The organism is Rhodovastum atsumiense (assembly GCF_937425535.1).
GTDB classification, from domain to species: Bacteria; Pseudomonadota; Alphaproteobacteria; order Acetobacterales; family Acetobacteraceae; genus Rhodovastum; species Rhodovastum atsumiense.
The window spans coordinates 177,486-191,707 of the sequence record NZ_OW485601.1 but is presented as its reverse complement, the minus strand read 5'-3'; the positions used below and the strand labels follow the sequence as shown (position 1 = coordinate 191,707).

Annotated in this window: 10 protein-coding genes; 4 read left to right on the top strand and 6 right to left on the bottom strand. The window is 66.6% G+C overall.

Annotation, left to right across the window (positions count from 1 at the left end):
• Positions 1–21: 21 nt before the first annotated feature.
• Together NBY65_RS00775 and NBY65_RS00770 are read right to left on the bottom strand one after the other, a co-directional pair.
• Positions 22–1,362: a DUF4910 domain-containing protein gene (locus NBY65_RS00775; protein WP_239002793.1), complete on the bottom strand. Its 1,341-nt coding sequence runs from the start codon at positions 1,360–1,362 to the stop codon at positions 22–24.
• Positions 1,359–2,432, bottom strand: a complete 1,074-nt coding sequence (locus tag NBY65_RS00770; RefSeq protein ID WP_150040968.1) for an NAD-dependent epimerase/dehydratase family protein — start codon at positions 2,430–2,432, stop codon at positions 1,359–1,361. Before NBY65_RS00770 ends, NBY65_RS00775 begins: the two co-directional genes overlap by 4 nt.
• Before the next feature lie 381 nt (positions 2,433–2,813).
• On the opposite strand from NBY65_RS00770, the gene NBY65_RS00765 reads away from it, so the two are divergent.
• The 3 genes from NBY65_RS00765 (at position 2,814) to ptsG (ending at position 8,945) form a co-directional block, all read left to right on the top strand.
• The gene (locus NBY65_RS00765; protein ID WP_150040967.1) at positions 2,814–4,139 is read left to right on the top strand and encodes a B12-binding domain-containing radical SAM protein; all 1,326 of its coding nucleotides are present in this window, start codon (positions 2,814–2,816) and stop codon (positions 4,137–4,139) included.
• 363 nt (positions 4,140–4,502) lie between these two features.
• Positions 4,503–7,088: a phosphoenolpyruvate--protein phosphotransferase gene (ptsP, locus tag NBY65_RS00760; RefSeq protein WP_239002792.1), complete on the top strand. Its 2,586-nt coding sequence runs from the start codon at positions 4,503–4,505 to the stop codon at positions 7,086–7,088.
• 51 nt (positions 7,089–7,139) lie between these two features.
• Positions 7,140–8,945, top strand: a complete 1,806-nt coding sequence (gene ptsG, locus NBY65_RS00755) for a PTS glucose transporter subunit IIBC (protein WP_150040966.1) — start codon at positions 7,140–7,142, stop codon at positions 8,943–8,945.
• A gap of 109 nt (positions 8,946–9,054) precedes the next feature.
• Here ptsG and NBY65_RS00750 read toward each other — a convergent pair whose 3' ends face one another.
• The 4 genes from NBY65_RS00750 to NBY65_RS00735 form a co-directional block, all read right to left on the bottom strand.
• On the bottom strand, positions 9,055–9,657 hold the full coding sequence (locus NBY65_RS00750; RefSeq protein ID WP_150040965.1) for a DAK2 domain-containing protein: 603 nt from the start codon (positions 9,655–9,657) through the stop codon (positions 9,055–9,057).
• A 2-nt stretch (positions 9,658–9,659) separates the two neighbouring features.
• The gene (locus NBY65_RS00745; protein WP_150040964.1) at positions 9,660–10,658 is read right to left on the bottom strand and encodes a dihydroxyacetone kinase subunit DhaK; all 999 of its coding nucleotides are present in this window, start codon (positions 10,656–10,658) and stop codon (positions 9,660–9,662) included.
• A gap of 69 nt (positions 10,659–10,727) precedes the next feature.
• Entirely contained in the window at positions 10,728–12,125 is a 1,398-nt protein-coding gene (locus NBY65_RS00740) for an MFS transporter (RefSeq protein ID WP_250265608.1), read from the bottom strand.
• Positions 12,126–12,193: 68 nt separating this feature from the next.
• A complete protein-coding gene (locus tag NBY65_RS00735) occupies positions 12,194–12,973 on the bottom strand; it encodes an HpcH/HpaI aldolase family protein (RefSeq protein WP_150040963.1) in 780 nt (259 codons plus the stop codon).
• 327 nt (positions 12,974–13,300) lie between these two features.
• Here NBY65_RS00735 and NBY65_RS00730 point away from each other — a divergent pair, with 327 nt between their 5' ends.
• Positions 13,301–14,146 (top strand): IclR family transcriptional regulator, encoded by an 846-nt coding sequence (locus NBY65_RS00730; protein WP_150040962.1) that lies wholly within the window; start codon positions 13,301–13,303, stop codon positions 14,144–14,146.
• Positions 14,147–14,222 lie beyond the last annotated feature (76 nt).

Here is a 14,222-nt window from a genome sequence, read left to right as displayed (position 1 = left end):
ACGGGGACGGCGAACGAGCCGTTATCCCGACGCCGGCACCAGCAGGCCGTGGATTTCCAGAATGCTCGCGGCTTCGGCAATCTCGCTGAACGGCAGCCCCGCCCGCTCGGCGATGTCGAGCAACGAATGGTGGCCATCGGCGAAATTGAGCGTCCAGAGCATGGCCATGCTCCTGGACGGCCCGGCCTGGCTGCCGCCGATCGCCGCATACAGGCCCCGACGCCCGAGCTGGGGCTCGCATTTGGGCAGCACGTTCCGCAGCCGCTGATCGTTCTCGATGATGTCGATGGCCGCGGTGATGGTCCGATAGGACGAGGCCAGATGCTCCGGCCGGACGAAGGAAAGGTTGTCGCCCGAGGTATGGTACTCGGGGAAGCTGCCAAACCGGCTGCGCTGGAACAAGCCGACCGGCAGGTTGAAGCCGGGCGAGCAGAACTGCCTTTCGTCATAGCCGTAGGGAACGAAGTCGGTGACCGTCGGTGTTCCCGGGGCATGGTGGAGCAGATGCGCCATCGCCCGGTCGATCGCCGCGTCGCCCTGCCGGCTGCGCTTGTAGCTCGGCCCGCCGGAATCGCCTACGCAGGACAGCACCAGGCCGTGGCGGATGCGGCTTGCCACCAGCTCGTTGCGGGCGAGCCAGGTGATCGCCCCGATGGTGCCGGGGGCGAACAGGAAGCGATAGCTGTAGCGGGTGCGCAGCGGTGCCAGTCGCGCGGCGAGTCGCGTCAGCAGGGCGAGCCCGGCGCAATTGTCGTTGGCCAGCGAGGGGTGGCAGACATGCGCCGAGAACAGGAATTCCTCGTCGCTGTCACCGGGATGGAGGAATTCGCCATAGGTCAGGCTGCCATCCTGCAGCGTGGCGTCGATGCGTGCCTCATAGATCCCGTCCGGCAGCGCCATCAGCGCATTATGCGCCATGCAGAAGCCCCAGCGCTCTTCGTAATAGGAGGTCCGGTAGGGGATCAGGTCCGGTTGATCGGGCAGGGTGAAGATGTGCTGGCGCAGTTGCGCGAGCGGCATCCGGACATGGACGGGCGTACTGTAATTGACCACATGCAGGGTGTGGTCACGAAAATCCACGACGTGCCGGCCCGAGTCATCGGCGATGTAGGCGTCGCGGATGTTCCACTCGCGCGGGATGGTCCAGTCGAACACCTGGGTCCCCGTCGGCACCTCATGGACGGTCAGCGGGATGTGCCGGCCGAGACGCCGCAAGGTCTCCCTGACACCGTTGCCGGTGATGCTGCGGCAGATCGGATAGATATCCGCCACCAGGGCGAAGATTTCCGCGCCGATGCCCTCCTCGTCCAGCCTGCCGGCGAGCGATCGCCCGCCGGTTCCCGACCAGCCCGGGACGGTCACGCGCCGGCAACCTCGGCGGTGACCGGATCGGCGGGGACGGAGGCGATGCGACGCATGTCGGCCCCGATCGTGCCCTTGGCCATCAGCATCTTGATGTGGCCGATCCGCTGGTAGCGGTTGCCCTCGAACTCCTCGAGCGTCAGCCCGGAATTCCGGTAGGCCGCGTACAACTGCTCCGCCCCGCGGCGGACATCCCATTGCGGTTGGAAATCCGGCAGGGTGCGCGCGATCTTGTCGAAGCTGACGCGATAGGAGCGCTTGTCGGGGCCGGCGTCGGAGGCCACTTCCAGGTGGCAGTTCGGCACGACCTCGGCCACCACCTCGGCGATCTCGCGAATGCGATAGTTGTGGGCCGTCTGGCCGACATTGAAGGCTTCGTTGAACACGCTTTCCTCCGGGGCGCTCAACCCGGCGATGAAGGCGCGCGAGATATCCTCGATATGCACGATCGGCCGCCAGGGCGAGCCATCCGACTTGAGGAAGATCCGTCCCGTGGTGACGGCCCAGGCGACCAGGTTGTTCAGCACGATGTCGAAGCGCAGCCGGGGCGACAGCCCATAGGCGGTGGCGGGGCGGAAATAGATCGGGCAGAACCCGTCCCCTGCCAGGGCGGCGATGTCCTTCTCGGCCCAGACCTTCGATTGGCCATAGGCGGTGACCGGGTTGAGCGCGCCCGACTCGGTCATCATCTCGTCGCCGGCGAGGCCGTAATTGCTGCAGGAAGAGGCCAGCAGGAAGCGGCGCACCCCGGCCAGCTTCGCCAGCCGCGCGAGTCGCACGCTCGCCCGGTAATTGATGTCGTAGGTCAGGTCCGGGTTCAGGTCGCCGAGCGGGTCGTTGGACAGCGCCGCCAGGTGGATGACGGCATCGAAGCCGGCCAGTTCGTTGGCTTCCAGGTCGCGCACGTCCTTGCGGATGGTGGGGACCGGGACGATGGTGCCGCCCGCCGCGAAGGTGCAAAGCTCGTAGAGATCGCTGTCGCATCCGACCACGTCGTGGCCGGCCTGCAGCAGCATGGGAACCATGACCGAACCAATGTAGCCCCGATGTCCGGTTAGCAGAACCTTCACCGACCTACTCCTTGCGCTGAACGCACGCGAAGCCACAGCGTCCGCGAATGCATCATTGGCCGGCAGAATGCCTGTGGGCGGTGCGCAATCGGAGCAGGCCCGGACGCAAACTTGTCCCGTGAGTTCGCGCCGCCCCACGAGACAGCGGCGGGAAGCGTCCGTTCCGGTCCGCGGTGCTCTCCCATCGGTAAGCCTGTTTCTATTTCGTATCAAGCCCGAAGCGCCACGGACTTCCCCGCCGCGTGTTCGAACGCTATGATTTCGCTAAAAACATAACCTGATCGTGCAGCGGATCGAGATCTTCACGAACGGACAAGGGCCGAGTATGTTGGAAGACATTAGCTGTTCAGCCGTTCCTGCCTGTCTGCCGGGGTGTCTGTGATGCCCAGGCTCAAGATCATCCAGGCGACGACGTACATTTCCCGGGATAACCGGCGTCCGCGTAAAATCGGCAAGCGGAAGATGGTGGGGGCGGTCATGCCGTACCTGGCGGCGCTCGCGCCGTCGGAATGGCAGGTGATGTTGGTCGACGACGCGGTCGAGGAAATCGACTATGACGCGCCCGTCGATGTCGTCGCCATCACCGTCCGCATGGTGACCTCGCTGCGGGCCTACGAAATCGCTGACAGGTTCCGCGAGAGGAAGGTCACCGTCCTGATGGGCGGCCCCCACGCGACGTTCTACAGCGAGGAAATGGCCGAGCATGCCGATGCCGTGTGCATCGGCGAGGGGGAGGAGATTTTCCCCCGGATGCTGGCGGATGCGGCTGCCGGACGGCTGCAGAAATTCTACCATCGCGATTCGGTCGCCTGCCTCAAGGGCATGCCGACGCCGCGCTGGGATCTGCTGAATCCGAAGCACTACGTCTTCTATCGGCCCTACGTCATCCAGCACTCCCGTGGCTGCCCCTATACCTGTGATTTCTGTGCCGAGCGGCGCCTGAATGGCGACTACGGCTATCGCGATCGCCCGGTTGAGGAGGTCGTCGAGGAAATCAGGAAATGTGGCGCCCGGCACATCTTCTTTGCCGCCAGCCAGTTCGCCGGTCATCCCGGGCGGACCATGGAACTGATGGAAGCGCTGATTCCGCTGAAGGTGCGCTGGTCAGCCCTGTTCTCACCCCGTTTCGGCCTTGACGAGAAGTTCCTTGATCTGGCCAAGCGCTCCGGCCTGTTGCATGTCAACATGGGAATTGAAAGTATTTCTCAGGCTACATTGAATGGCATGCACAAACAATTCAATAAATCTCAAAATTATGAGGCAATGATTGAGAATTTAAACAAGAAAAATATCAGCTATTCGTTCAATTTTGTGTTCGGGACCGATGCTGACGATTCAAGTGTATTTTTAGCAACCTTGGAATTCCTGCAGAGACATAAAGTTCCGGCCGCCTATTTCAATGTTCTCGCGCCGCTGCGTGGCACCGGCGTCTATGAAAAACTGAAGGCCGAGGATCGCCTCATCGACGAACCCAACATGGATCGCTGGCCCGGCGTCTTCTACCATTTCCGCCCCGTGCACATGTCGGGCGAGGAATTGGTGAACCAGGTCCAGAAGATGCAACGGGAATACTATTCCTGGGGCTCGATGCTGCGGCGCCTGCGTTTCCCGCGCACGCAGGCGGATTTCGCCTCCTGGAACGTGAACCTGACACAGAGAAAGGTGGCGCTCCATCCCAAGAGCATGAGCGAGTTCAGCGAGTTCTGATCACGACCGCGTGGCCGCACCGGGACGGCATCCCCGGTGCGGCCTTGTTACCGGCGACATGGTTGCCGCTGCCGTCAATCAACGGGTCCCGCAAACGGGATTGTTCTGAAATATTCTCCTTTGTCTTTCGCCGCGTTAACGGCGGGAGCAGTGTTGCAGTGCAACACGGGCTCTTGATCTTGTGTTTCGATTTACATGGGCGTGTGGACGCATCTGTCGCACGCAAGAGCAAGAGCGGCGGGGAGGAAAATGCCGGTATTGAATGTCCTGATCGGAACTGTGAATGCGTCAGGAAGCTCTTCCCGTTTGGCGCGAGCGGGTGCAGTGCCGGTGCATCCGGCTGTCGAGCTGTGAGGAAACCTCATGAGCCCTGATACCATTCCTCGGGCCATGCCAGAGCAAGCCATCAAGGCACCGCTGGCCGGTTGGGTCACCCCGCTTTCGGAACTGGAAGACCCGGTTTTTGCCGGCCTCGTCCTTGGCGACGGCGTGGCCATCGATCCGGTGGAATCGACCCTCCGCGCTCCCTGCGACGGCATCGTGACCATGCTGCATCGGGCCCATCACGCCCTGACGTTGCGCACGGCCGATGGGGCCGACATCCTGATGCATATCGGCCTGGATACGGTCGCCCTGGGGGGCACCGGTTTCACGCCGCATGTCGCGGTTGGCCAGCAGGTGCGCACCGGCGAGGCGCTGATCAGCTTCGATGTCGCCCTGCTGGCCGGACGGGCGAAGAGTCTGGTGAGCCCGGTGATCGTCACCGCCGGCGACCGGAGCTTCACCGTCGCGGATCGTGTCCTGGGGCGGGAAGTGACGGCCGGGGATATCCTGTTCACGCTGATTGCCGCGACTGCCGCCGCGACCGCCGCGCCGGCGCCGGAAGCCGGCGCGCAGGTGGCCCGCGACGTGGTGCTGCGGATCCCGACCGGTCTGCATGCCCGTCCCGCCGGCATCGTTTCGGCGGCGGCCCGTGGCTACCAGGCCGAGATCGCGATCGCCCTGCGCGACGCCCGGGCGAATGCGCGCAGCGCCGTGTCGTTGATGGGACTCGGCGCCCAGGCCGGCGACATCCTGACCCTGACCGCGCGCGGCCCCGATGCCGCCGCGGCGGTGGAGGCGATCGCCACCCTGCTGGCTGAAGGCCACGAGGCATCCGGGCCGGCCCCGTCCCATGCGGCGCCTCCCGCCGTGGCCCCGCCGCTTGCTGTCCCGGAGCCGCCCGTCCCGTCTCCCGCCGCGCCCTTCGAGCCCGGCACCGAGCAGGCACTCTCCGGCGTGCCCGCCGTGCCCGGCCGCGCGGTGGGCACCGCCTTCCCGCTGCGGGCCGAGCGGGTGGAGGTGGAGGAACACGGCGCCGGCCCCGACACCGAGCGGCAGCGCCTGCGCCAGGCCCTGACGAAGTCCCAGGGCGACCTGCAGGCCGAGATCGGGCGCTCGCCCGCCGGCTCGCAACAGGGCGAGATCCTGCAGGCGCATCTGGCCTTCGTCGAGGATCCCGACCTGGCCGAGGCGGCCGACGCGGCGATCACCGCCGGCAAGAGCGCCGGCTTCGCCTGGAACGGCGCCATCGACCGCCAGATCGACGTGCTGCGCGGCCTTGGCATCGATCGCATGGCCGAACGCACCGACGACCTGCGCGACGTCAGCCGGCGGGTGCTGCAGGCGCTCAGCGGCAAGGCGCAGGAGGCCATTGTCCTGCCGCCGCGCGCGGTGCTGCTGGCCGACGACCTGCTGCCCTCGCAGCTCGCCACCCTGCCGGCGACCGACATCGCCGGCATCGCGCTTGCCCGCGGCGGGCGCACCTCGCACGTGGCGATCATGGCCGGCTCGCTGGGCATTCCGACCCTGGTCGCGGTCGGTCCGGGACTTGCCCGCGTGCCGGAAGGCGCGCCGGTGATCCTTGACGCCGAGGCTGGCACGCTGCGCGTCTTTCCCGCCGCCGGCACGCTCGTGCAGATGGAGGCGTCGGTAACCGCCGCGCGCGAGCGGTCGGCGGCGCAGCTCCGTGCGGCCCATGAAGACTGCCGGCTGGCCGATGGCACGCGGATCGAGGTGGTCGCCAATCTCGGCGGAGAGGCCGATATCCCCGAGGCCCTGGCACGCGGCGCGGAGGGCTGCGGCCTGTTGCGCAGCGAGTTCCTCTTCCTCGACCGGGTGACGGCACCCAGCGAGGACGTGCAGCACGCCACCTACCAGCGCATCGCCGACGGGTTGCAGGGGCGGCCGCTGATCATCCGCACGCTCGATGCCGGCGCCGACAAGCAACTGCCTTATCTCGACCTGCCGCACGAGGAAAATCCGGCGCTCGGCCTGCGCGGCGTGCGTGTCGGGCTGTGGCGGCCGGAACTGCTGCGCGCACAGTTCCGCGCCATCCTGCGCGTCCGTCCGCCCGGACAGTGCCGCATCATGCTGCCGATGATCGCGCTGCTCGAGGAGATCCGCGCCGCCCGCGCCCTGTTCGAGGAGGTACGCCAGGAACTCGGCCACACCGATCCGGTGCAGCTCGGCATCATGGTGGAGGTGCCCTCGGCGGCGCTGATGGCGACGACGCTCGCTGCCGAGGCGGATTTCTTCTCGATCGGCAGCAATGACCTGACCCAGTACGCGCTGGCGATGGACCGCGTCAATCCGCTGCTGGCTCGTCAGCTCGACGGCCTCCATCCCGCCGTGCTGCGGCTGATCGCGATGACCTGCGAGGGCGCGAGCCGGCACGCGCGCTGGGTGGGGGTGTGCGGCGGCATCGCCTCGGTGCCGCGTGCCGCCCCTGTGCTGGTTGGCCTCGGCGTCACCGAGCTGTCGGCGACGGCGGCCGCCATTCCCGCGGTCAAGGCCCTGCTGCGCGGGCTGACCCGCGAGGACTGCGTGCGGGTGGCGCAACAGGCGCTGGCGCAGGACTCGGCCGAGGCGGTGCACCGGCTGCTGGCACAGACATGGCCGGAGGCCTGACATGAGAACACTGGGGCATTCCCCGCGGGGAGGCCGGAGAGGATTCGGGCCATGCTGAAATCTGCCTTCGGGTGGCTGCAGAAGATCGGCAAGTCGCTGATGCTGCCGGTGGCGGTGCTGCCGGTGGCGGGATTGCTGCTGGGTATCGGCAGTTCCAACTTCGCCTTTCTGCCGCATGTGGTCTCGCAGGTGATGGCGCAGGGCGGGGCTGCCGTGTTCGGCAACCTGCCGCTGATCTTCGCGGTCGGCGTCGCACTGGGCCTGGCCAACAACGATGGCGTCGCCGCGGTTGCCGCGGTGGTCGGCTTCGTCGTGATGGTCGCGACCATGGGCGTGATGGCCACCACCTTCGGCGTCGAGCCCGCGATGGTGCTCGGCATGAAGTCGATGGAAACCGGCGTGTTCGGCGGCATCATCATCGGTGCCGTGGCCGCGGTGCTGTTCAACCGCTACTACCGCATCGAGCTGCCGTCCTATCTGGGCTTCTTCGCCGGCAAGCGCTTCGTGCCGATCGCAACCGGCGTCGCCGCCATCATGGTCGGCATCGCCCTGTCGGTGGTCTGGCCGCCGATCCAGACCGGCATCAACATCTTCTCTCACTGGGCGGCCGACAGCAGCCCGCGCAGCGCCGCCACGATCTACGGCTTCGTCGAGCGGCTGCTGATCCCCTTCGGCCTGCACCACATCTGGAACGTCCCGTTCTTCTTCCAGATCGGCTCCTTCACCGACGCCTCCGGGCAGGTGGTGCACGGCGACATCACCCGCTTCTTCGCCGGCGATCGCACCGCCGGCATCCTCGCCGGCGCCTTCCTGTTCAAGATGTGGGGCCTGCCCGCGGCCGCCATCGCCATGTGGAGCGTGGCACGGCCGGAAAATCGCGCGGCCACCGGCGGCATCATGTTCTCTGCCGCGCTGACCTCGTTCCTGACCGGCATCACCGAGCCGATCGAGTTCTCCTTCCTGTTCGTGGCTCCGGCGCTCTACCTGATGCACGCGGCGCTGGCGGCGAGTTCGCAATTCCTCGCCAACAGCCTCGACATGCACATGGGCTTCACCTTCTCCCAGGGCGGCATCGACTTCCTGCTGTTCAACGTGTTCGGCAAGACCGCGCATAACTGGTGGATCACCCTGGTGGCCGGGCCGATCTACGCGGGGATCTACTTCGTGCTGTTCCGCACCATGATCCTGCGCTTCGATTTCAAGACCCCGGGCCGCGAGGTCAACATCGACACGGCCGGGCTCGAGACCGGGGAAGCGGGGCCGGCGGCCGATGACCGCTTCGCCATGGCGCGACGCCTGGTGGCCGCCTTCGGCGGGCGCGAGAACATCGCCAGCCTCGATGCCTGCATCACCCGGCTGCGGGTGGGGGTGCACAACCCGGCCCTGGTTGACCAGAACCGCTTCAAGGCACTCGGCGCCGCCGGCGTCATGCAGGTCGGCCAGAGCTTCCAGGCGATCTTCGGCACGCGTTCGGAAAACCTCAAGACCGATATGGATGAGTTCCTGCGGCAGACGGGCGGGGAACCAGAGACGGCACCGGCAGCACCTCCTCCCGCGGCGGTGCCGGTCCGGGTGGAGCCCTCGGCTGCGGTGCTGGCGCAGGCTCCCGTCTTGCTGCACGCCTTGGGCGGGGCGGCCAACTTGCGTGAACTGGCTTCCGTGGCGACCACGCGGCTGCGGGTGCGGCTCGCGGATGCCAGCACATTCGATGCCGCAGGCGCGCGCGCGGCCGGCGTGCGGGCGACAATGCCGCTTGGCGACGGCGTGTTCCATCTGATCCTGGGGCCGGGGGCGGCGGAATATGCCGCCGCCTTGGGGGCATTGGTCGGGGGCAAGGAAATGGCGCATGCCACCTGAAGAAAGGGCCAGGGCTCTGCCCTGGACCCGGCGTCGTGCGCAGGCACGCTTGCGCGTGACGGCCATAAGGCCCCTGCACCCCAGTCTCGCTGCGCGGCTGGGGGGAACCTTAGCCGAGACCTTCGAGGATACGCAGGAAAGCGCGCTGACCGGGATCGTCGAGGCCGACACTCTTCTCGGCGAAGATGCGGGCACGGCCGATCCTGGCCGGCCAATCGCGGCAGGTTGCCATGGCCGCGGCAACGGCCGTGCGAGCCGCGGCGAGGATCTCCGCCGGATCGTCAAGGCCCTTTGTCGCCTTCACCGCGGCATCGAGCGCGTCGAGCACCGTCTTGTCGCCGAGCGAGGCCTTTCCCCGCGTTCGCATCTGATCGAGGGCGGCGCCAAGCAAGGACGACATCTCATGCCACGGCACTTCGGTGCGGCCGCGGGTTGCCTTGGCGGCCGCCATCAGGCCGGTGGCGAGCAGGGTGCCATAGCTCGATCCGGAAACGCGGGTGAAAGCCTGGGCGACTTTCATCAGCGCTTCGCCGACTTCCGGCGGCAGATCATCGAGGATCGCTTTCACCTCGCGACCGCCGCGCACCATGGTGACGCCGAGGTCGCCATCGCCGAGCTGCCCGTCGAGGGTGTTCAGTTCGTCGGCGACGGTTTCCATATGGTCGGCGATGCGCGCGAGGCCGGCGACGAGTCCGGCTCTGGTCAGCGCCATCGTCACACGCTCCAGAAGGCGCAGGAGGCCGGCGCGCGGAGATAGCTTTCGAGTTGCGGATCGAGCCGGCAGAGGGTGAAGGAGACGCCGACCATTTCCATCGAGGTCGCGTAGCGGCCGACCAGCGGCATGACGATGCTGCCGCCTTCCGCCTCGATCCGCGCCTTGACCCGGCGATACAGGATATACAGCTCCTCCGGCGGGGTGGCGCCGAGCGAGTTGACCATGACACTCAGGCGTTCGCCTTTTTCCACCTTGCGGTCGGCGAACAGGAGATCGAGCATTTCGTCGGCGATCGCGTCGGCCGGCAGCAGCGGGCCGACCCTGACTCCGGGCTCACCATGGATGCCCATGCCGATCTCCATCTCGGTTTCGCCGATCGAGAAGGTCGGCTTGCCGGCCTGCGGCACGACGCAGGGGGTGAGGGCCACGCCGACGGTGCGGCAGGCGCCGGCAGCGGCCTCGGCGACCGCGGTGACGGCATCGAGATCGAGCCCGGCCTCGGCCGCCGCGCCGGCGATCTTGAAGGCGTAGACCATGCCGGCGACGCCGCGCCGCTTGCTTGCCTCGGCGGGGGGCGCGGAGGCGACGTCGTCGGTCACCAGCACCGTCGTGGTGCGGATGTCCTCCATCTCGACCATGTCGCCGGCCATGTCGAAATTCATGATGTCGCCGCCGTAATTGCCGTAGAGGCGGAGCACGCCGGCGCCTCCGTTGGCGACCCGGATCGCATCGGCCATCTGCTCGACGCTCGGCGAGGCGAAGACATCGCCGATGGCGCAGGCATCGAGCAGCCCCGGCCCGACATAGCCGGTGAAGACCGGCAGGTGGCCGGAGCCGCCGCCGGTGACGATGCCGACCTTGCCGGGCTTCGCGCCACCGGCCCGGGCGATGACGCGGCCGCCCGCGCCGATCTGCCGATAATACTCCGGATGGGCGGCGACCAGCCCTTCCAGGAGTTCATCGACGTAGGAATAGGGATTGTTCAGGATCTTCTTCACCGAGGTCGTTTCCTTTTTGCCAGGCCGATCAAACCCCCGGGGCGGCGTGAGCCACCCCGGGGAAGCGGCTCACGCGGTCGTGGCGGGCCGGGCGAGTGCGGCCGAGTTCTCAATGGCTTCTTCCGCCTCGGCACTGTGGAACACGGCGAGGCGCTGCACCGCGAGAACCGAGATCACGGTCAAGGCACAGCAGGCCATGACGTAGATGGAGACGTAGGTGGGCCGGCCGTCGGCGAGCGCGACGAGGGCCGAGGCGATAAAGGGGGTCGGCCCGGCGACGGCGACACCGTTCAGTTCCCGGGTCAGGGCGATGCCGGAGAAGCGATAGCGGGTGGGAAAGAGATTGGCGAGAAAAGCCCCCTGGCCGCCCGCCGTGCAGCCGAAGCCGAAGCCGTAGCCCAGGCACATGCCGAGGGTTGCCCAGATCAGGTTCCTGGTGTCGAGCAACCAGAACAGCGGAAAAGCCATCAGCATCGCGAAGATGGCGCCGGCCATGAACACCTTGCCGCTGCCGATCCGGTCCGCCAGCGCGCCCATCACCGGTGCCCCGATGATGCCGCAGACCGCCGCGATCGACAGGGCGGTCAGGCTGTCGGTGCGCGACATGTGCAGGGTGTTGGTCATGTAGCTGACCGAGAAGGCGGCGATGATGTAGGCATTGGCGTTGTGGCCGCTGACCGACAGGAAGCCGAACAGGATCTGCTTCTTGCTGGTGCGCAGCAGCTCGGCGATCGGCACCGATTCCCTCTTCCGCCGCGTGTCCGCCCGCGCCATGGCGGCAACGTATTCCGGCGTCTCGTCGAGCCGGTTGCGGATATAAAGTGCGACGAAGAAAAGCACGGCCGAGATCATGAAGGGGACCCGCCACGCCCAGCTCATCAGCGCGCTTTCCGGCAACTGGGAGATGGCGAGGAAGCTCAGCGTCGCCATCAGCACGCCGCCGACCGTGGCGGCGTTGGGAATGGCCGTGTAGTAGGCGCGTCGGTTCGCCGGCGTGTATTCGGCGACCAGCGTCATGGCGCCGGCGAGTTCCGCGCCGGCGCCGAAGCCCTGCATCATCCGCAGCAGCACCAGCAGGACGGGCGCGAGGACGCCGATCTGGTCATAGGTCGGCAGCAGGCCGATGCCGACAGTGGCACCGCCCATCAGGGCGATCGTGAAGACCAGCGCCGGCTTGCGCCCGAATTTGTCGCCGAAATGGGAAATGACGATGCCGCCGAGGGGGCGGACGAAGAAGCCGACGGCGAAGGTGGCGAAGGAGGCGAGGATGCCGCCGACCGCCGAGAACTGGGGGAAAAACAGTTTATTGATGATCAGGCCCGAGGCGGAGAAGTAAAGGGCGTAATCATACCATTCGATCAAGGTGCCGACGGTCGATGCGACGACGGCCTTGCGGATGTTGGACTGCTGCGCCTCGGAAAGGGCCGGCCTCTCGTGGCCCGCAAGAGGGGGGGATGAGGATGACATGCGGAGCGATCCTGCCTGAGAAGTCGTTGTTTTGATTTTGGAAGGAAGGCCCGTCCTGGTGACGGCCCTTATCGTGCGGCGGTGTAGCGCCGGTAGTCGTCGATCACCGCGGACAGGGCCTGTCGATAGAAGGCGATATCGCTGCCCCAGGGGACGACGACGAATCCGTCATCGAACAGTTGCTGCCAGGTGCGGCCCTGGCGGGGAACGGTGGCCAGCGGCTTGCCGGCCGCCTTGACCGCTTCAACGGTGCGGGCGATCAATCGCTCGACCTCCGGTGCCCCGGTCTGTCCCGGCAGGCCGATGCTGGAAGAGAGGTCGGACGGGCCGATGAACAGCAGGTCGATGCCGTCGACCTCGGCGATCTCGCGGGCATTGTCCACCGCGGTGGCGGTTTCGATCTGGCCGATGATCAACAGGTTATCGTCGGCCTGCGCGTAATAGTCGGTGGTGAAGCCGTAGCTGGAGGCGCGTACCACTTCCCAGGCGTTGCCGCGGGTGCCGCGTGGTGGGAACCGGCAGGCCGCGACGATTTCCCGCGCCTGGGCGGGCGTGTCGAGCATCGGCACGAGGATCGCCTCGACTCCGGCCTCGACCAGCCGCTTGACATAGACCGGATCGCCTGGCGGCACGCGAACCACGACGGTCGTCTGCGATCCCGATGCTGCCCGCATCATGTCGATTGCGGTATCAAGCCCGCCTGGGCCGTGTTCCTGATCGACAATGATGAAGTCTAATCCCGCAGAAGCTGCCATTTCTGCGTAAATTGGACTGGCGCTTTGTACCCATGTTCCAAGCGATTTCTCGCCGGATATTATTCTTGATTTGAGTTTGTTTGGGCGAAACATGATACGACTTTCAAGGTGCTCGGATTGAGGACGCCCGCGCGAGGCGTTGCCGAGTGCCGCCGTCTTTGGCATTGCTGATGACGGCAGGACGAGACGTCGATTTGCGCGAGGATCGCGACGGCCGACGAGAGGGCGTTCTTCGCCACGACCGGGGGCGAACCCTGATCGCAACGGGAGTGCATCGTCTGGCCGGAGGTCTGCTGGTCGGCGGCCGGAATTTGCATCTTCTCGCCGGTGGTCTGTTCGTCAGCGGCCGGAATTGGCCTAAAAAGTCCGCATATCGGACATCACGTCCGATATGCGGACGATAAAAGGATCCTGGAGTTTATGCAACAGCCTCTCTCGCGTTCTGGTTTCGGTGATCCGGCGGATGACCGTCGTCAGAGTTCAGCCGACAAGGCCCTCGAAATCCTGATGGCGCTCGGCGAGCTCACCCTGAAGTCGGGCGGCGGGATCCGTTTGACCGACCTCGTCGACCATGTCGGCCATCCCCGTCCGACGGTGCATCGTCTGCTGGGTGACCTCAAACGGTCGGGTTTTGCCATCCAGGAGGACGCGACCGGCCGCTACCGGCTGGGGCCGAAGCTGTTGCTGCTGTCCGCCCAGTGCCTCGGCGGTCTCGACATCCGGCGCGTCGCCCAGCCGCTTCTGCGCGAACTGGTGGAGGAGACCGGCCACACCGCTCATCTCGGCATCATGGACAAGCAGTGGGTGGTGTTCATCGACAAGGTCGAAGCGACCCGTGGCATCCGCATCGTCTCGACCATCGGCCAGCGGCGCGAGATCACCGCGACCGCGCTGGGCAAGGCGCTGCTGGCCCATTCGCCGCGGCGGGTGGCGGAAGAACGGATTGCCGAGGGCCTGCCGAAGCGCACGCCGAACTCGATCGACAGCGGCGAGCGGCTGTTCGAGGAGCTGGAGCGCACCCGCGCGCGCGGCTTCGCGATCGACGATGAGGAATGTGATCTCGGGATCCGCTGTGTGGCAGCGCCGATTTTCGATCACCTCGGCGCCGTCACCGCGGCGATTAGCGTGACCATGATGATCCCGCAGGCCGATTGGGCCGAGGTGGAGCGGATCGGCACGGCCGCGCGGCAGGTCGCCGGGAAGATCACCGCCGGCCTCGGTGGCGTGGACCCGTCCGAAAACCGGGTTGGTCCGGAGCGATCCTGAGCCAGGGCACGGCGCCACCCCGGCATATCCTGGCCAGGGATGCAGGGCAGATCGGCGCAGCGTCCTTCGCCCCCGG